At 66.5% G+C, this 17655-nt stretch carries 19 protein-coding genes and 1 pseudogene; 17 read left to right on the forward strand and 3 right to left on the reverse strand.

Annotated features, from left to right (window positions below; translation table 11 throughout):
* The first annotated feature begins 33 nt into the window (after positions 1-33).
* The 6 genes from GTW51_RS01955 to GTW51_RS01980 all read left to right on the forward strand — a co-directional run bounded on the left by GTW51_RS01955 (position 34) and on the right by GTW51_RS01980 (position 6654).
* Positions 34-1422: an amidase gene (locus GTW51_RS01955; RefSeq protein ID WP_343033870.1), complete on the forward strand. Its 1389-nt coding sequence runs from the start codon at positions 34-36 to the stop codon at positions 1420-1422.
* A 261-nt stretch (positions 1423-1683) separates the two neighbouring features.
* Complete coding sequence (locus GTW51_RS01960) at positions 1684-2766, forward strand: TRAP transporter substrate-binding protein (protein WP_163042186.1); 1083 nt, start codon at positions 1684-1686, stop codon at positions 2764-2766.
* A gap of 4 nt (positions 2767-2770) precedes the next feature.
* On the forward strand, positions 2771-3295 hold the full coding sequence (locus GTW51_RS01965; RefSeq protein WP_163042187.1) for a TRAP transporter small permease subunit: 525 nt from the start codon (positions 2771-2773) through the stop codon (positions 3293-3295).
* Positions 3296-3298: 3 nt separating this feature from the next.
* A complete protein-coding gene (locus GTW51_RS01970) occupies positions 3299-4624 on the forward strand; it encodes a TRAP transporter large permease (protein WP_163042188.1) in 1326 nt (441 codons plus the stop codon).
* Between the two features lie 4 nt (positions 4625-4628).
* Positions 4629-6215 carry a gamma-glutamyltransferase family protein gene (locus GTW51_RS01975; protein ID WP_163042189.1) on the forward strand — a complete coding sequence of 529 codons (1587 nt, stop codon included), beginning with the start codon at positions 4629-4631 and terminating at the stop codon, positions 6213-6215.
* Between the two features lie 217 nt (positions 6216-6432).
* Positions 6433-6654 carry a YgaP family membrane protein gene (locus tag GTW51_RS01980; protein ID WP_163042190.1) on the forward strand — a complete coding sequence of 74 codons (222 nt, stop codon included), beginning with the start codon at positions 6433-6435 and terminating at the stop codon, positions 6652-6654.
* 11 nt (positions 6655-6665) lie between these two features.
* On the opposite strand, the gene GTW51_RS01985 is transcribed toward GTW51_RS01980, so the two are convergent.
* Both GTW51_RS01985 and GTW51_RS01990 read right to left on the reverse strand, forming a co-directional pair.
* Entirely contained in the window at positions 6666-7055 is a 390-nt protein-coding gene (locus GTW51_RS01985) for a hypothetical protein (RefSeq protein ID WP_163042191.1), read from the reverse strand.
* Positions 7056-7152: 97 nt separating this feature from the next.
* Positions 7153-7509 carry an ArsR/SmtB family transcription factor gene (locus GTW51_RS01990; protein WP_163042192.1) on the reverse strand — a complete coding sequence of 119 codons (357 nt, stop codon included), beginning with the start codon at positions 7507-7509 and terminating at the stop codon, positions 7153-7155.
* Between the two features lie 104 nt (positions 7510-7613).
* Between GTW51_RS01990 and GTW51_RS01995 the strand changes: the two genes are divergently transcribed.
* The 10 genes and pseudogenes from GTW51_RS01995 (at position 7614) to GTW51_RS02040 (ending at position 15763) form a co-directional block, all read left to right on the forward strand.
* Positions 7614-8507: an MBL fold metallo-hydrolase gene (locus tag GTW51_RS01995; RefSeq protein ID WP_163042193.1), complete on the forward strand. Its 894-nt coding sequence runs from the start codon at positions 7614-7616 to the stop codon at positions 8505-8507.
* A gap of 10 nt (positions 8508-8517) precedes the next feature.
* Complete coding sequence (locus GTW51_RS02000) at positions 8518-8895, forward strand: rhodanese-like domain-containing protein (protein WP_246232495.1); 378 nt, start codon at positions 8518-8520, stop codon at positions 8893-8895.
* 77 nt (positions 8896-8972) lie between these two features.
* Positions 8973-9761 (forward strand): sulfite exporter TauE/SafE family protein, encoded by a 789-nt coding sequence (locus GTW51_RS02005; protein WP_163042194.1) that lies wholly within the window; start codon positions 8973-8975, stop codon positions 9759-9761.
* Between the two features lie 33 nt (positions 9762-9794).
* Positions 9795-10229: a YeeE/YedE family protein gene (locus GTW51_RS02010; RefSeq protein ID WP_203565838.1), complete on the forward strand. Its 435-nt coding sequence runs from the start codon at positions 9795-9797 to the stop codon at positions 10227-10229.
* Positions 10230-10240: 11 nt separating this feature from the next.
* A complete protein-coding gene (locus GTW51_RS02015) occupies positions 10241-10669 on the forward strand; it encodes a DUF6691 family protein (RefSeq protein WP_163042195.1) in 429 nt (142 codons plus the stop codon).
* A 151-nt stretch (positions 10670-10820) separates the two neighbouring features.
* The gene (locus GTW51_RS02020) at positions 10821-11828 is read left to right on the forward strand and encodes a zinc-dependent alcohol dehydrogenase family protein (protein WP_163042196.1); all 1008 of its coding nucleotides are present in this window, start codon (positions 10821-10823) and stop codon (positions 11826-11828) included.
* Between the two features lie 108 nt (positions 11829-11936).
* Entirely contained in the window at positions 11937-12383 is a 447-nt protein-coding gene (locus tag GTW51_RS02025; protein WP_163042197.1) for a DUF2383 domain-containing protein, read from the forward strand.
* A gap of 1039 nt (positions 12384-13422) precedes the next feature.
* A pseudogene (locus GTW51_RS02030) lies at positions 13423-14453 on the forward strand (IS110 family RNA-guided transposase).
* 536 nt (positions 14454-14989) lie between these two features.
* On the forward strand, positions 14990-15364 hold the full coding sequence (locus GTW51_RS02035) for a response regulator (RefSeq protein ID WP_281354558.1): 375 nt from the start codon (positions 14990-14992) through the stop codon (positions 15362-15364).
* Between the two features lie 147 nt (positions 15365-15511).
* Positions 15512-15763, forward strand: coding sequence for a DUF6894 family protein (locus GTW51_RS02040; RefSeq protein ID WP_163042199.1), 252 nt, complete (start codon positions 15512-15514; stop codon positions 15761-15763).
* Between the two features lie 38 nt (positions 15764-15801).
* On the opposite strand, the gene GTW51_RS02045 is transcribed toward GTW51_RS02040, so the two are convergent.
* A complete protein-coding gene (locus GTW51_RS02045) occupies positions 15802-16521 on the reverse strand; it encodes a Crp/Fnr family transcriptional regulator (RefSeq protein WP_246232497.1) in 720 nt (239 codons plus the stop codon).
* A gap of 213 nt (positions 16522-16734) precedes the next feature.
* On the opposite strand from GTW51_RS02045, the gene GTW51_RS02050 reads away from it, so the two are divergent.
* A complete protein-coding gene (locus GTW51_RS02050; protein WP_163042200.1) occupies positions 16735-17505 on the forward strand; it encodes a Crp/Fnr family transcriptional regulator in 771 nt (256 codons plus the stop codon).
* Positions 17506-17655 lie beyond the last annotated feature (150 nt).

Raw genomic sequence — 17655 nt, forward strand, 5'->3', positions numbered from 1 at the left:
GACGCGTCTGGCGAACTGGTCGCACCGCAAGGGGTGGCGATCCCGGCGCTCTGCCGGCTCGGGGCGACGCAACTGGCTGCCCTCTTGACCAAGGGCGAGGTCTCCTCGCGCGAGATCGCCACGTCGTTCCTCGAACACATCGACAGCGTCAATCCTGCCCACAACGCCATCGTGTCGCTGCGCAATCGGGACGCCATCCTCGCCGAAGCCGATGCCGCGGACGAGCGGCTGCGGGCGCAAGGGCCGGACGGGCTGCTCCACGGCCTGCCCATCGCCATCAAGGATCTTGCCGCCACAAGGGGCCTTCGCACCACCTTCGGCTCGCCCATCCATGCCGACTTCGTCCCGGACGCCGACAGCCTGACCGTCGAGCGCATCCGCGCGGCCGGCGCCATCATCATCGGCAAGACCAACACCCCCGAGTTCGGCCTCGGCTCGCACACCTACAATCCGGTCTTCGGCACCACCCGCAACGCCTTCGACCCGCGCCTCAGCGCCGGCGGCTCCAGCGGCGGCGCTGCGGCCGCCCTGGCGCTGCGGATGCTGCCCGTCTCCGATGGCAGCGACATGGGCGGCTCGCTCCGCAACCCGGCCGGCTACAACAATGTCTACGGCATGCGGCCCTCGCAGGGACGCGTGCCGAATGCCGGTTCGGAGGATTTGTTCTATTCCCAGCTGTCCACCGACGGCGCGATGGCCCGAAGCGTCGCCGATCTCGCCGGCCTGCTGGCGATAGAGGCCGGGCCCGATCCCCGTGCGCCGCTGGCGTTGCAGGATGGCCTTAGCTGGGAACCCGGGGTCCATGCCCGTCCCGGGCGGATCGCCTGGCTCGGCGATCTCGGCGGTCACCTGCCGATGGAGGCTGGCGTACTCGATGTCTGCGAACGGGCGCTGGCGCGGCTGGCCGACGCCGGCTGCACGGTCGAACCGGTGACGCCGGCATTCGACTGGGAGCGCCTATGGTCCGCCTTCGTCGTGCTCAGGCAATTTTCCATCGCCGGCAAATACGGCCCGCTTTACGACGACCCTGCGACACGTGACCTGCTGAAGCCGGAGATGCGCTGGGAGATCGAGAGCGGTCGCCGCCTTGGCGTAGAGGCGCTGTACGCTGCCGCGCGTACCCGCACCGCGTGGTATCTGGAATGCCTGCGCCTGTTCGAGGCGTTTGACGCCCTGGCCCTGCCCTCGGCGCAGCTGTTCGCCTTCGACGCTGAGTGGCACTGGCCGCGCGACATCGCGGGACAAGCAATGGACAGCTACCATCGCTGGATGGAGGTCGTTGCGCCGGGAACGCTGTCGGGCTGCCCCGTCATCAGCCTGCCCGCCGGCTTCCACCGGTCGAATCGGTCGATGGGCCTGCAGCTGATCGGCCGACCGAGGGACGATGCCCGGCTGCTGGGGCTGGCGGAACTGTACGCCTGATTGGGGCGACTCCCGCCGGTGGCTCGCGGCCGGGTGTTGCTCGCCATGCGGCAAGGCGGCACTCAACCGCGCCGAAGGGCGCTGCCAGCACCACCTGCATCCTTCGTGGTCATCGGCCGGGTCAGTCTGCCACGATTGTATACGACCACCGGCCGCTCCTGCGTCCACTTCCTCGGCGTTACTGCTATCGCCCGCTTGGCACGCCGCTTGCTCACATCGTTGGTCGAGACCCGATCTCGTCCATACGCAAAGGAGCCACGCATGAAGCGTCGTCAGTTCATCACCGGTACCGCCGTCGCCGCCGCAACGTTGCCGCTCGCTGCCCCCTCGATCGCGCGGGCTCAGGAGAGCTTCAGCTGGAAGATGACCAACGCCTATGGGCCGGGCTCGCCCTTCTACGTCGAAGGCCCCGGCAGCCCGACCGATTTCTGCGCGACGGTCGCGGCGATGAGCGGCGGCCGCCTGACCATCCAGCATTTCGCGGCGGGTGAGCTGATCCCGGCACTCGAAGGCTTCGACGCGGTGCAGAGCGGCACGGTCGAGATGAACGCCGCCAACGCCTATTTCTGGGCCGGCCGCATTCCGGCAGCGCAGTATTTCACCACCGTGCCCTTCGGCATGAACTTCGCCGGGCAGACCGCCTGGATTTACCATGGCGGCGGCCAGGCCCTCTGGGACGAGCTTTATGAGCCGATCGGCCTGAAGGCGATGCCGATGGGCAATACCGGCGTGCAGATGACCGGCTGGTTCCGCGAGCCGCTGGAGACCGTCGAGGACCTGCAGGGCCTGAAGATGCGCATCCCGGGCCTGGCCGGAAAGGTCTACGCCTCGCTCGGCGTCGACGTCCGGCTGTTGCCGGGAGGCGAGATCTTCCCGGCGCTGGAACGCGGCGTGATCGACGCCGCCGAATTCGTGGGCCCCTACCAGGACCGGCGCCTCGGCCTGCAGAACGCCGCCAAGTACTATTACACCACCGGCTGGCACGAGCCGAACAACGTCACCGAGCTTCTCGTCAACAAGGCCGCCTGGGATAGCCTGCCGGACGATCTGAAGGCGATCGTCGAGGTCGCGGCGAAGGCCTGCACGGTCGAGAGCTACACCTGGTGCGAGGCGGTCAACGCCGAGGCCCTCAAGGATCTCGTCGACAACGAGGGCGTCACCGCGCAGGTGCTGCCCGACAGCATCATCGCGGCGTTGCGCGAGGCGACCGATACCGTCCTGGCAGAGTCCGCTGCGAATGATCCGGCGCTCAAGAAGGTCCACGATTCCTACATGGCCTTCAAGGCAGAGCACGACGCCTGGGCCGGCCGCTCCGAGGAGCCGCTCTTCGGGCTGAAGTCCTGACGCCATGGCGATAAGCCTGATCAAGATCGCGGACCAGGCCGAGCGCCTGGTCCGCGTCATCGGCCATGTCGCGGCATGGTCGGCCGTCCTTCTCGTGCTGCTGGTCGCCGGCAACGTGCTCGGTCGGTATCTGCTCGGCCTCAGCAGCGTCGCCGCGCAGGAGCTTGAATGGCATTTGATGGCCTTCGGCGCGCTGTTCGGCATGGCCTACGGCATCAACCAGGGCGCCGAAGTGCGCGTCGACATGCTGTACGAGCGCTTCGGGCCGCGCACGCGGCTGATCGTCGACCTGCTCAGCACGATCGGCCTTCTCGTCGTCAGCCTGGCGCTCGCCTGGTTCGCGACCCGCTACGCCATCCAGAGCCATGCTATGAACGAGGGCTCGCCCGACCCCGGCGGCCTCACCCATCGCTATCTGCTGAAGGGGCTGCTGCCCGTGGCCTTCCTCCTCCTCGCGATCCAGGCCGCCGGCATGACGCTCGTCAACATCGCCCGGCTGATCGCTCCCGCAGACCTGCGTCCGGAATAAACCATGCCCTTCACGGAAATCCTGGCGCTCGGCATGATCGGCGCCTTCTTCGCTTTGCTGCTGCTCGGCGTGCCGGTGGCGGTCTGCCTCGGCGCGACCGGCCTGTTCTTCGGCTGGATCGGCTTCGGGCCGATGCTGTTCAACCTGCTGCCGGCGCGCATCTACGGCACGGTCACCAACTACACGCTGCTGGCACTGCCGCTGTTCATCTTCATGGGCATCATGCTGGAGAAGAGCCGGATCGCCGAGCGATTGCTGGAGGTCATCGGCCTTGCCATGGGCGGCCTGCGCGGCGGCATGGCGCTCGCCATCATCCTCGTCGGCATCCTGATGGGCGCGGCCTCCGGCGTCGTCGGCGCGACAGTCGTCACGCTCGGCCTGATCGCGCTCGGGCCGATCCTCAACCGCGGCTACGACCACGGCGTCGCCGCCGGCGTCATCTGCGCCTCGGGCACGCTCGGGCAGATCATCCCGCCGAGCCTGGTTCTCATCCTTCTCGCCGACATCATGGGCGAAAGCGTCGGCACGCTGTTTGCCGCGGCCTTGATCCCCAGCCTGATCCTGTCGGGGATGTTCATCGCCTACATCCTGGTGCTCGGCGTGCTGCGGCCCGAGTCGATGCCGCCGATCGCGCTCGCCGAGCGCGAGGCGCTGACCGGGCGGCAACTCGCCGGCCAGGTCGTCAAGGTGGTGCTGCCGCCGATCGCGCTGATCTTCGTCGTGCTCGGCTCGATCATCGGCGGCGTCGCCGCCCCGACGGAAGCCGCCTCCATGGGGGCGCTCGGCTCGATCCTGCTCGCCCTCGGTACCGGCCGGCTCACGCTGACGATGATGCGCGACGTGACGCGCTCGGCCTTCGTCACCAGCGCCATGGTGTTCCTTATCCTGATCTTCGCCCAGCCCTTCGGCCTGGCGTTTCGCGGCCTCGGCGGCGAGCGGCTGGTGCAGGACGCCTTCGCGATGGTACCGGGCGGGCTCGACGGCCAGATCCTGTTCCTCCTGGCGCTGATCTTCGTCCTCGGCTTCTTCCTCGAGTGGATAGAGATCTCCTACATCGCCCTGCCGCTGTTCCTGCCGATCTTCCACGCGGCCGGCGCCGACATGGCCTGGATCGCGATCCTCGTCGCCATCAACCTGCAGACCTCCTTCCTGACGCCGCCCTTCGGCTGGGCGCTGTTCTTCCTGAAGGGCGTCGCACCACCACAATTGCGAACGATCGAGATATACAGGGGCGTCGTCCCGTTCATCGTGATTCAGCTTTTCGCGGTGTTCCTCGTCTATCTCTTCCCGCAGCTGGCTCTCTGGCTGCCCGACGCAATCGGCTGGTAATCTCATGCAACACACTGCCTACGGACTGAACGCGGCCTTCACCGCGCCCCATCGCCTCGCCGCCATGGCGGGACGCGACGTGATGAAGGCCGGCGGCACCGCCATAGAGGCGATGGTCGCGGCGGCCGCGACGATCGCCACCGTCTATCCGCACATGAACGGCATCGGCGGCGACGCCTTCTGGCTGATCGCCAGGCCCGGCCAGGCACCCGTAGCGATCTCCGGCGCCGGCCGCGCTGCGGCATTGGCGACCCCCGGCTTCTATGCCGAGCACGGCCATCCGAACGCGATCCCGAGCCGCGGCGGCCTTGCCGCCCTGACCGTCCCCGGCGCGATCGACAGCTGGCGTCTGGCGCTGGAGGAAGTGCCGGCCGACCGCCGCCTGCCGCTCGGCGCCCTGCTGGAAGACGCCATTGGCTTCGCCGAGAACGGCATCGCCGTCAGCACCGGCCAGTCGCGGATCACCGCGGCGAAGCTCGCCGAGCTCGAGCACGTGCCGGGCTTTGCCGAACATTATCTCGACGGCGGCAAGGTACCGGCGCCCGGCGCACGGCTGGAGCAGAAGGCGCTGGCCGGGACCTTCCGGCATCTGCGCGACAACGGCCTGCGCAGCTATTACGAGGGGGCGCCGGCGGCCTCGATCGCCGCCTTCGCCGAGGCCCAGGGAAGTCCGCTACGGGCGAGCGACTTCGCGAGCTACCAGGCGACCCGCGAGGTGCCGCTGCATGTGACGACGAGCCATGGCGCGCTCTACAACATGGTAGCCCCGACGCAGGGCGCCTTCTCGCTGATGATCCTGGCTCTGTTCGACCGGCTTGGCGTGAAGACCGGCGAAGGCTTCGATCACATTCACGGCCTCGTCGAGGCGACCAAGCAGGCCTTCATCCTGCGCAATGCCGAGCTCGGCGATCCCGACACCATGGCCCGGCCGGCGCAGGATCTCCTCGAGGCGTCGCTGCTCGACGATCTCGCCGGCCGCATCGACCGCCGTACCGCCCTGCCCTGGCCGCATGTCGCCAAGCCCGGCGACACGATCTGGATGGGCGCCTGCGACGCGGACGGCACCGTCGTCTCGTTCATCCAGAGCGTCTTCTTCGAGTTCGGATCGGGCGTGACCGATCCCGGCACCGGCGTGATGCTGCAGAACCGCGGCGCCGGCTTCTCGCTGCAGCCAGGCCCGAACCAGCTGGCGCCCGGCCGCCGGCCGTTCCACACGCTGAACCCGGCGCTCGCCGTCCTCAACGACGGACGCGTGATGGCCTATGGCAACATGGGCGGCGAAGGCCAGCCGCAGACCCAGGCGGCGGTATTCACCCGCCATGTCTGCTTCGGCGAGGACCTGCAGGCGGCGATCACCGCCCCGCGCTGGCTGCTCGGCAAGACCTGGGGCGACTCCACCACCAGCCTCAAGCTGGAGTCGCGCTTCGATCCGGCCCTGGTCGAGGCCCTGCGCGCCGCCGGCCACGAGATCGAGATGATCGAGCCGTACAGCGATCTGGCGGGCCACGCCGGCGCGATCGTGCGCAGCGCCGATGGCGGCGTCCAGGCGGCCGGCGATCCACGTGCCGACAGCGCGGCCCTCGCCTGGTAGGGCACCTCGCTGCGCTGATCGCGCCGCGACTCTGTCACCGAACCTTCGCACCCGGCGGATTTCCGCCAGGTGCGCCCAAGGTGCCATCCGCCAGGGCGCTTCGCCGTCACGCCGTTGATCGAGATCAATGCGACTTGCCCGGGTTGGACGATGCTTCCACCGTGCCCCCGTTTCCGGCGGACCAATCCACTGGACGGGCAACCCTTGGGAGTCTCACATGGCCCTTTTCCGCAATGCCAACGTCGGAACCGAAGATCGCGTCGTGCGCATCGTCCTCGCGGCGGTCGCTGCGATCGCGGCCTATGCCTATCTGGCGGCGCCATGGTCTTACGTCGCGTATGCCGTGGCACTGATCCTGGTGGTGACCGCGGTGGTCCGCTTCTGTCCCGCCTATGCGCTCTTCGGTGCGAGCACCTGCCGGACGCCGACCGCGCGCTGACGCGCAAAAGCTCAATCCGGCATCACGATGCCCGGCGCCCGCGTGGCCCTGACCAGGTCGAACGTCACTTCGGTCTCCCGCCACTCTTCATAGGGCGCCGCGGGCGGGCGCAACGACCGGCAGCGCCGTAGCGTCCGAACCACCGCGTCGCGCAGCGTCCGCTCAACGGCGTTGGCCGGTTCATAGTCGGTGGTGGCCTCCAAGAGGTTCCCCTCCGGATCGAGGTGCAGCGTGAAGGTGATGGGCCGGACCGACGTCGCGGCCTGGGCCGACGGCGCCGTCCAGCAGCGCATCACCTGGGTCTCGATGCTGGGGACCGGCTGCTGTGCGTGGCCAGCTGTCGCGGCGAAGCCCAGGACCGCTGCCAGGAGGATGGACTTCCATAGTGGGGATGACGTCAATCAGGCTTCCTCTTCGCCGACGAGAATAGCGGTTCCTACCACGTCGCCGGACGCAGCACCCAGCGACGAACGCGCACGTCGGGACACGAGACTGCGATCACCCGCCTGCCTGCTCCCGCTCGAGGGACGCCGCCCGCTCTGGTCCGCAGAACACCTCGTAGAGGGCGGCCATGATCGCCTGGGTCTCGGCACTGGCGAGGGAATAGAAGATCGTCTGCGCTGCCCGTCGCGTGGTGACGAGGCCGCCGGCCCGCAGCCGCGCCAGGTGCTGCGACAGCGCCGACTGGCTCAGGCCCACCTCCTCGATCAGCATTCCGACGGATGCTTCACCCTCGGCCAGCCGGCAAAGGATGCGCAGGCGGTGGGCGTTGGCCATCAGCGCCAGCATGTCCGCCACCTCTCCCGCCCGCGCATCCAGTGCACGCGCGTCGGAGCCGGCAATGGCTACAGGCATAATATTAGACTTGTCTAATTTAGTCATAACAAATATATAGCGCTGGACGGCAGCCGGTCCAAGTGGCTTCCACCCGATTGCAGCCGAAACAGAGGAGTTGTCGCATGTTGACCCGCCACAGCCCGTCCCGCGGAGCGGGTTCGCCCGATATCTGGGGCTTCTACGAGGAAGCCTCCGGCTCGATCCAGTATGTCTGCGCCGATCCTTCGACCCGCAAGGCGGCGCTGATCGACGTCGTCCTGAACTACAATCCGGCCGAGGCCCGCACCTCGACGGAGAGTGCCGACGAGATCCTGGCGCATGTGAAACGGGAGGGGCTGACCGTCCAGTGGATCCTCGACACACATCCGCATGCAGATCACATGATGGCGGCTGCCTATCTCAAGGAGAAGCTCGGCGTCCCGATGGCCATCGGCGAGAAGGTGGTGGAGATCGCCGAACTTTGGCGCGGCCTCTACAATCTGCCCGATGCGTTCGATCCGGTACGGGACTTCGACGTGCTCTGGGACGACGGCGCCAGTTTCGCGATCGGCGAACTCGACGTCCGCGTCATGCTGTCGCCCGGCCACACGCTCGGCTCGATCACCTATGTCGTCGGCGACGCGGCCTTCGTCCACGACACGCTGATGTATCCCGACATGGGCTCCAGCCGGGCCGACTTCCCGGGTGGCTCGTCCAGGGTGCTCTGGCAGTCGATCCAGGAGATCCTGTCGCTGCCGCCGCAGACGCGACTTTTCGTCGGTCACGACTACGGCGCCAAGGGGCGCGACGACATTCGCTGGGAGGCGACCGTCGCCGAGCATCGCAGGGACAACATCCACGTGAAGGATGGCAGCGTCGAAAGCCAGTTCACGCAGATCCGCGACGCGCGCGACGCGACCCTCGAGCTGCCGGCTCGCATCCTGCCGGCGCTGCAGGTCAATCTGCGCGGCGGCCGGTTGCCGCCGCCCGAAAGCGACGGCCATCGCTACCTGAAGATCCCTGTCGACCGCTTCTGAGGAGACCACGATGAGCAAGACCATGAAGGACTTCGTTGCCGAAGCCAGATCGACGACCGGTGTTGTCCAGCCGGACGAGGCGCATGCATCCGAGGCGCTGATTCTCGACGTGCGCGAGGCGCACGAGTTGGCCGAGACCGGGCAGGTCGACGGTGCCGTCCACGTGCCGCGCGGCTTCCTGGAAGCACGCGCCGATCCGACGGCGGGCAGCGCTCATCCCGAACTGTCGCAGGCTCATGGCGAAAGGACGCCGGTCTATGTCCTCTGCGCCTCCGGCGCCCGCGCCGCCCTGGCTGCGAAGACGCTGATCGAAATGGGTTACGACGCGAGGCCCATCGAGGGCGGCATCCAGGCCTGGCGGGACTGCGGCCTGCCGGTCGTCGACTAATAACGGTCAACGCCAGCGTCGCCGCGCCGCCTCCTGATCCCCTATGCGTCCGCCGATGGCGGCCCGAGTTCGCAACGATGACCCTCAGCCTGACACAATATCTTCTCGGCGCGCTGTCGGGCTCGCTGGTCGGACTGTCGCTCGGGCTGTTCGGCGGCGGTGGCTCGATCCTCGCCGTGCCGCTGATGGTCTATCTCGTCGGGGTGCCCAGCCCCCACATGGCGATCGGCACCAGCGCCTTCGCCGTCGCCGCCAATGCCGCCGGCAACCTCGTCACCCATGCACGGCTCGGCAACGTGAAGTGGCGCTGCGCCCTCCTCTTCAGCGGCGCCGGCATCCTCGGCGCTGTCCTCGGCTCGACCGTCGGCAAGGCGGTCGACGGGCAGCATCTGCTGTTCCTGTTCGCCATCCTGATGATCGGCGTCGCCGTCCTGATGTTCCGCGAACGCGGCCGCATCGGCGATCCCGCGGCCGAATGCAATCGCCGTAACGGCCCGAAGGTGCTCGGCTACGGCGGCGCCACCGGCATCTTCTCCGGTTTCTTCGGGATCGGCGGCGGCTTCCTCGTCGTGCCGGGCCTCATCGCTTCGACCGGCATGCCGATGCTGACCGCGATCGGCTCGTCGCTCGTCGCCATCACCGCCTTCGGCCTGACCACCTCGGCCAACTACGCGCTGTCCGGCCTGGTCGACTGGCCGCTCGCGCTGGTCTTCGTCGCCGGCGGCCTCGCCGGCGGGGTGGCCGGCGCGTTCATCGCCCGCTGGCTGTCCGGCCGCAAGAGCGCCCTCAACGTCGCCTTCGCCGGCCTGATCGTCGCCGTCGCCCTCTACATGCTGTTCCGCAGCGGTCAGACGCTGCTCGGCTGAAAGCCGTTTCCGCCCGCTCTTCGGAGTTGTCCCATGCCGCTCGACACCATCACCCCCTTCACGCCTTTCGCCTCGCTCGCCGGCGGCATCCTCCTCGGCCTGTCGGCCGTCCTGGTGATGGCGCTGTTCGGGCGCATCGCCGGCATTTCCGGCATCACCACCGGCGCCGTTCCGGGACGCCGTGACAACTGGTCGTGGCGCATCGCCTTCGTTGGCGGCCTCGTGGCCGCGCCGCTGCTCATCCTCTCCGTCACCGGCGAGCCCGTGCAGCAGACCGTCCCGGGCAATCTCGTCGCGATGGCGATTGCCGGGCTGCTCGTCGGCTTCGGCACCATCACCGGATCCGGCTGCACCAGCGGCCACGGCGTCTGCGGACTGGCGCGGCTGTCGACCCGCTCGCTCGCCTCGGTCGTCACCTTCATGATCTTTGCCGCGGCGACGGTTTTCGTCCTCCGCCACCTCGTCTGAAGGAGCCCCTGATGCGCCCTCTCCTCGGCTTCCTTGCCGGCCTGCTGTTCGGTGTCGGCCTCGTCGTCGCCGGCATGTCCGACCCGGCAAAGGTCCTCAACTTTCTCGACATATTCGGCCGCTGGGACCCCAGCCTCGCCTTCGTCATGGGCGGCGCGGCGGTAACGACCTTCATCGGCTACCGCGTGGTTCTGTCGCGCCTGCAGCGTCCGCTGATCCTCGCCGAATTCCAGATCCCGACACGCCAGGACATCGACCGCGACCTCCTCGTCGGCGCCGCGATCTTCGGCATTGGCTGGGGCATTGGCGGCTTCTGCCCAGGCCCGGCCTGGACTTCGCTCGCCCTCGGCGCCCCCGGCACGCTGATCTTCCTGCCGGCCATGCTGGCGGGCATGGCGATCGCCACGCTGCTGCGGGAGCGCCGCGCCGCCGTCGCTTGAACCAGCGCGTCTGGATCGACGCGACGGCACACTCTTCTGCAGACCCGGTGAACAGCCCGTAGCCTCCCGGCTCGTAGACGTCTCGGCGGAATCGCATATCTGTCGCGTTTGACGGCGCCCACGGGCGCCGATGCGCATTGGAGTACGACTGATGAAGACGATGGCGTTGCAGGCACCCGGTGGCGTCGATCGAATCCGCAGCGAGGACCGCGTCGATCCGGGGCAGCCGGGTCCCGGCGAAATCCGCGTCGCGCTGCATGGCGGCTCGCTCAACTACCATGACCTGGCGGTCGCGAGTGGACAGATGACGACCGAGGACGGGCGCGTCCTCCTCGCCGACGGCGCGGGCATCGTCGAGAGCGTCGGCACCGGCGTCGGCGAATTTACCGCCGGCGACATGGTCGTCTCCTGCTTCTTCCCGGACTGGCAGGACGGCGCGCCGGCGGTGGTGGACTTCTCACGCACCCCCGGCGACGGCATCGACGGCTTCGCGCGCGAACACGTCGTGCTGCCCGCGACCGCCTTCACCCATGCGCCGAAGGGCTACGACGCGGTGGAGGCCGCGTCGATCACCACGGCCGGCGTCACCGCCTGGCGGGCATTGGTCGACGATGGCGGCCTGAAGGCCGGCGACACCGTGCTGCTGCTCGGCACCGGCGGGGTCTCGATCTGGGCGCTGCAGATCGCCAAGATGTTCGGCGCGACCGTCGCCATCACCTCGTCCTCCGACGATAAGCTCGAGCGGGCGCGCGCCCTCGGCGCCGATTTCACGCTGAACTATCGCACTGAGCCGGAATGGGGCCGCGCCGTGCGGGACTGGACGGGCGGCCGCGGCGTCGACCACGTCGTCGAGGTCGGCGGGCCGGGCACGCTCGCCCAGTCGATCGAGGCGGTGCGGATCGGCGGCCATATCGCGCTGATCGGCGTCCTGACCGGGTTTTCCGGCGAGGTGCCGACCGGCCTGCTGATGGGCAAGCAGGCGCGGATCCAGGGCCTCATCGTTGGCAGCCGTCGGCAGCAGAAGGCGTTCGTCCGGGCGCTGGAGGCGAACGGCGTCCGCCCGGTGATCGATCGCCGCTTCCCGCTCGCCGACCTGGCCGAAGCCTTCCGCTACGAACAGGGCGCCAGCCATTTCGGCAAGATCGGCGTCGAGTGGTAGCAGTCGTTTCCCTGACAAGGCGGCCGTCATGGCCATCTCGTCGCCCGGCCGGGGAACGGATACAACGGCTGGACCCTTTCCTGTGCATCAACAGGCAAGGAGGACCCCATGGTCACCACAGTCGGCACTGAAAACACCTTCGAGAAGCTCGTCCAGAACCTTCTCATCCTCGAACACGACGCGATCGCGGCCTACGAGTCGACGATCGAGAAGCTGGACGATCCGGCCTCCAAGGCAAAGATCGCCGAGTTCAAGGCTGATCACGAGAGCCACGTCATGGAACTGACCCGACTGGCCGGCGCCATCGGCACGGCGGCACCCCAGGAAGGCGACGCCAAGCAGTATCTCACCACCGGCAAGATCGCCCTCGCCTCTCTCGTCGGCGACAAGACCATCCTGAAGGCGATGTCGACGAACGAGATCGAGACCAAGATGGCCTACGATCACGCAGCCAAGAACGATGCTGCGACGCCGGAAGCCCGGACCTTCTTCCAGAAGGCCTATGCCGACGAATCCCGGCACAAGGAATGGATGGACGCCGCCGCGGCTTCCTGACGTTCCCGTTCGCCCGCCGGCTCCGGCCGGCGGGCGAACGGGCTGAGCCGGAATGGGCGATCCGCGACGTCGCGGGAGCCGTCTGGCGCGCTCGGCGTCCCATTCACGCGGCAAAAGGACGATCTGGGACGGGCCAATGGGGTTCAACCTTGGCACCCGCCGATCCGGGGTTCCCGCTTGCGGCATTCCTGCCTGCCAGCCCGACAGCGACCAGCCCATCAAGGCCTGCCCGCGCGTCAGCGATGCCGACCTCGCCGATCGATGAATCCCCGCGAACCGAGAGCGGGCAGGATCCAAGCAACCGCGTAGATAGTCGCGGCGATGGCGAGGCCGAAGGTGGCTCCGACGGCCGTGGGCCGCGCTCCCGAGATCGCGAGCCTCGAGATGAGCGCGAAGTTCGGCCCCGGGCTGACGACGACCGCCGCATACAACCCTAGCGCGGTCGCGATGGTCAGAAGCTCCGGACTCATCACAGTCCCTCGGGTTCCAATGGCCTTGGATTTTCCAGGCAATTTTGGTATACCCCGCGAGGAACCGCAATGCCCCAGATACGGTCACGGCGATCGGCCCTCGCGTCCGCCAAGGAAGCTGGCGCGTCACTGGCGGGCCGGGAAGCGCGCAAACTACCTTTGTGGTGACCCGCAGCTGACCTATAGTGGCAGGTCGCTGACCTCAGGTCACCGGACTTCGTCGTAAGCGTCTGTGGTCAAAGGAAAATTTGGTGGGTGATGTAGGGTTCTAACCTACGACCCGATGATTAAGAGGCCCCTGTAGCCTTTGAAATCACTATTGATTTTCCCAAACCGGGCTTTTCCAGACGAAATCATTTCAATAGCTTGCGAGCACATTGCAAACCACGCCACATACCCGAATGTCGGACGTTCCGGGCCAGACGTTCTCTCCTCGTAGCCGAGCTGCGGGTCGCATTTTGGCGTCGTCCGACAGCAGCGATGATGTCAGACCTGGGTGATGGGGTGGACGCCCCCGACGGCATCGTTGTGCCAGAATGGGGTGTTTCGACCATTCACAGGAGGCGTCCGTGTCCGAGGTTACCACGATCGGCCTGGATATCGCGAAGACCGTGTTCCACGCCCATGGCGCCGACGAGCGCGGCCGCGGCGTGTTCTCCAAGCGCCTGACGCGGGCAAAGCTGCTGGCCTTCTTTGCCGCGCAGCCACGCTGCATCGTGGCGCTGGAGGCGTGCGGCGGGGCCCACCATTGGCTCGCGAGCTGACGGCGCTGGGCCATGAGGTTCGACTGATCCCGCCTGCCTACGTGAAGCCGTTCGTGAAGCGGCACAAGAACGACGCGGTGGATGCCGAGGCGATCTGCGAGGCGGCGCAGCGACCAACCATGCGCTTCGTGGCCGTTAAGAGCGAGGAGCAGCAGGCATCGGCGCTCGTGTTCCGGACCAGGGACCTCCTCGTTCGCCAGCGCACCCAGCTCATCAATGCCATTCGCGGTCACCTGACCGAGTATGGCTGGGTTGCGCCGAAGGGGCCTGCCTACGTCTCGATGCTGAGTGATCTGCTCGACGACGAGCTGGGGGCCTCCCTGCCGCCGGCAGCAGTCTCAATGTTCCGCGTTATGCTCGACCTCCTCGCCGATCTTGACGAGCGCATCATTGCTCTCGACAAGGAGATCGCCCAGCGCGCCCGCGAGCAGGAGACGGCGCGGCGGTTGATGACCATTCCCGGGATCGGGCCGATCACCGCGACGGCGCTGCTGGCCATGGCACCAGCAGCCGAGACGTTCGCCAAGGGGCGCGACTTCGCTGCCTGGCTCGGACTGACGCCGTCGCAGCACTCGACAGGCGGCAAGCAGAAGCTCGGCGCGACCTCTAAGATGGGCGAGCGAACGCTGCGGCGCCTTCTGATCATCGGGGCTAGCGCCGTGATCATCCAGGCCACGCGGCGCGGGACCGCGAAGGGATCGTGGCTGGAACAGATGCTGGCGCGCAAGCCGCGGATGCTGGTGACGGTGGCGCTGGCCAACAAGATGGCGCGTATCGTCTGGGCCCTTCTGGCGAAGGGCGGAACTTATCGATCTCCGATGGCGGTCGCGGCGTAAGCCGGGGTCGTCGTCAGAGGCCGTCGGGACGCGAGGTCGGTCGAAGGAGAGTATGGCACAACAGTCGGCGAGACGGGGCCGGAAGAACCAGTGCTTTCCACCGTGCCATCGAGCACGCTCTGGGTGTTTTGGTTCCGGTCTGCGAACTCCCATACGGGCCCGCAGCGACACGCTGCATCAGAGGCCGGACAGATGGCAGCATCCGACATCGTGCCAACCCAACAGAAACCACTTGCGCCCAAGGGGGCGTCCACAGATGGAAAGCGGTCGGTGCGCTCGGTCGAGAAGGCACCAGAATGCTGCCATAGCCATCATCAACGCGAAAGCGGTCGCCAGATCGGCTGAGCGTTTGCTGCTCAGCGCCAACAGCACCTAGTTCCGCCTCGGCGCGCTTAGAAGCCATGGTCTGCGCCTTCAACTGCCCCCGAGCAGTCTCCCACCCCCAGTTTCCCCACCCATAAGCGACTTATTTCTTTTTGATTCGGGATCAAAACCAGTTGGCCGGGACTTGGTACAGAAATAGGACAAAACTGCTCATGTTTTCCGGTCGCAGCCCCTTCGTTCTCGTAGTCGAGGACGATCCCATGATCCGCATGGGGTTGGTGGATGCTTTGGAGGAAGCGGGATTTAGGGTGATCGAGGCCGCAACGGGGGCCGCGGGCCTGTACGCCTTGGAAAAGGACGAAGATCTGACGGCCCTGCTTACCGACATCGAAATGCCCGGGACGCCGGATGGATTAGGGCTCGCCCAGATCGTCCATGAACGATGCCCTGAAGCTGCGGTTATCGTCATGTCGGGCCGGATACGGCCGGGAGTGGGCATGCTTCCCCCGAACGCCCGGTTCTTCGACAAGCCTTATCTGCACGATGAGGTCGTAGCCGCGCTGCAAGGCTTGCTGGAGGTCAAATAGGGGTGGGCTTGAAGATGCGCCGCCGGACTAGCGTTCTCGCCTTGCTCCAGTCACTTTGAAGCCCCATTTCCGGTCATCGCCCGCTTTTGGTTTCCGGCGCGGGCGGCTGAGAGCTGATTACTCTTGCCGAACGTGCAGGAGAGCCCCTTGGCCCGATTTTTCTTCAATCTCCATGATGGCGTTGACCTGCCGGACAACGTCGGCTCCGAGCATTCGGACATGGCGGGTGTTCGGGGAGAAGCAGTCGCGTTCCTGACCGAAAGGGTGCGGGGTAACCTTTTGGACAAGAAGGACCACGCGGCATGGCTGCTGAGCGTGACGGATGAGTCCAAGAACACCGTTCTCACCCTGACCTTTTCGGCTGCGTTGCAGGTCACCAGCGAAGGTCTCGGCGCTTAGCTCGCCTTCCCGATCCCGCGAACGCCGGCTCAGGCGCGTTAACGCAACGGACCGATGTATCGCTCGTATTCCGCCTCCACCGCGCCGTAGCTCCCATCGGCGATCCCCATTAGAGCCTCCCGGTCCAGGATCGTGATGTTGCCACGCTTCGCGGAGATGAGCCGCGAGCCCTCCAGCAGGTGAATTGCGAGCGTCACGGTTGAACGCCGAACGGCAAGCATCACACTCAGAAAATCGTGCGTTAGCTGGATCTCGTTCCTGCCGAGGCGGTCCTGGCACATCAGCAGCCAGCGGGCGAGGCGTTCCTCGACATTGTAGTTGCCGTTGGCGAGGGCCGTCTGCGCGGTCTGGAGACCGAGCATGTGAACCCAGCGGAACAGCATCCGGAGAATCGCCGGCCTCTCCTCCGCGAGCCTCGCGAGATCGGTGGACTTCATCCGCAGGCCAGTTCCCGCAACCTGGACGAAGCACTCCAGCGGCACGCTGTCGATCCCAGCCCCGATCCAGCCGTCGCTCATGCCATCCCGCCCGAAAAGCCCCGCCTCGATCCCTCGCTCATCGGAGCCGTGGATCACCAGCGAAAAGATGCCGCTCTCGGGAAACACGATGCTCTCGACGGACTCACCCGGACGAAACAGGACATCGCGCTGAGCGAATTCAAACCGTTCAAGGCACTCGGCGAGGAGACTGAAGTCATCCTCCGGCAGGGAACGGAGCAGCGTGTTCTTGCAATTCTGAAAAGAGAAATCGAGCATCATGCCGCCTCCGACTGGGGCGGGAGCATGACGGACTCACGGTCGCGAGCGCCCGGTTAAACCTGCACGCGATCATACGAAACTAATCAACATGACCATGCGTTACAACCGCCGCGCTGGAAATGTTCGATATCGGACGCTTGCCCGTAAAGCTATTTCATTTCCGCGGCTTAGGGACTTAATAATCACCTCACGCTCGTTGTTGGAGGTAGCTTAATGTTGAACTTTCCTCGTGGTCCCGTCCGGCTGGCGCTGCCAATCTCGGACGAAGATCTGGAGGCGCTGTTCGACGTCTTTTCCCGAGCGATAGTTGTCGGAAAGCACGCCTTCCTTCGGCGGGAGGGCGAGCGTTCCGACCTCGTAAGTATCCTTGAGAGCGGTCTGGCTCTCCGGCACAAGGCGACCAGGGACGGAAGCAGGCAGATCGTCGGCATTCTCATGCCCGGCCATATCTGCGACCTGTCCTCGCACTTCTTCGACGATCCGGACCATTCCATCGAGACGGCAACCGACTGCGCCGTCGCCGTGGCACGCAAGGACGAGGTGCTCGATCTCATGGAAAGGCGTCCGGCAATCTCCCGGGCGTTCCTGGCCAGGAGCCTCGCCGACGCCGCCATCGCGCGGGAGTGGGTGATGAATGTCGGGCAGCGTCCGGGGTACCAGAGGGTCGCCCACCTGTTGTGCGAGATATTCGCATACCAGCAATCGATGGATTTCGCCGACGAAGCGACCTGCACCTTCCCCCTGACGCAAGAGCAACTGGCCGACGCGACGGGGTTGACGGTCGTTTATGTGAATCGGGCGCTACAGGATCTGCGTCGAAGGAAGCTGATCACTCTCGGCCAGAACCTGCTTTCGGTGCACGACTGGCGAGGCCTCTGCGCCGAGGCTGGCTTCAACCTATCCTATCTGCATGGGGACGAGCAGATAGGGACGCCAATGCGGCAGTTGCAGGATCAAACTCCTCTCGAAGGTGCCAGCGTCTAAGCGGACGAGAGGGCCTATATCCCGAGGACCGCGGCCCGAACCGCCGCTGCCAGTTCCTCGGCATGTTCTCAGCAAAGGTTCGCATACCTGCACCCCGACCCGATCTCCCGCCGCTAGTCAGCCAATAACTTCTCCAAGGTTGCACGGATC

The organism is Aurantimonas aggregata (assembly GCF_010500835.1).
Classification (GTDB): domain Bacteria; phylum Pseudomonadota; class Alphaproteobacteria; order Rhizobiales; family Rhizobiaceae; genus Aurantimonas; species Aurantimonas aggregata.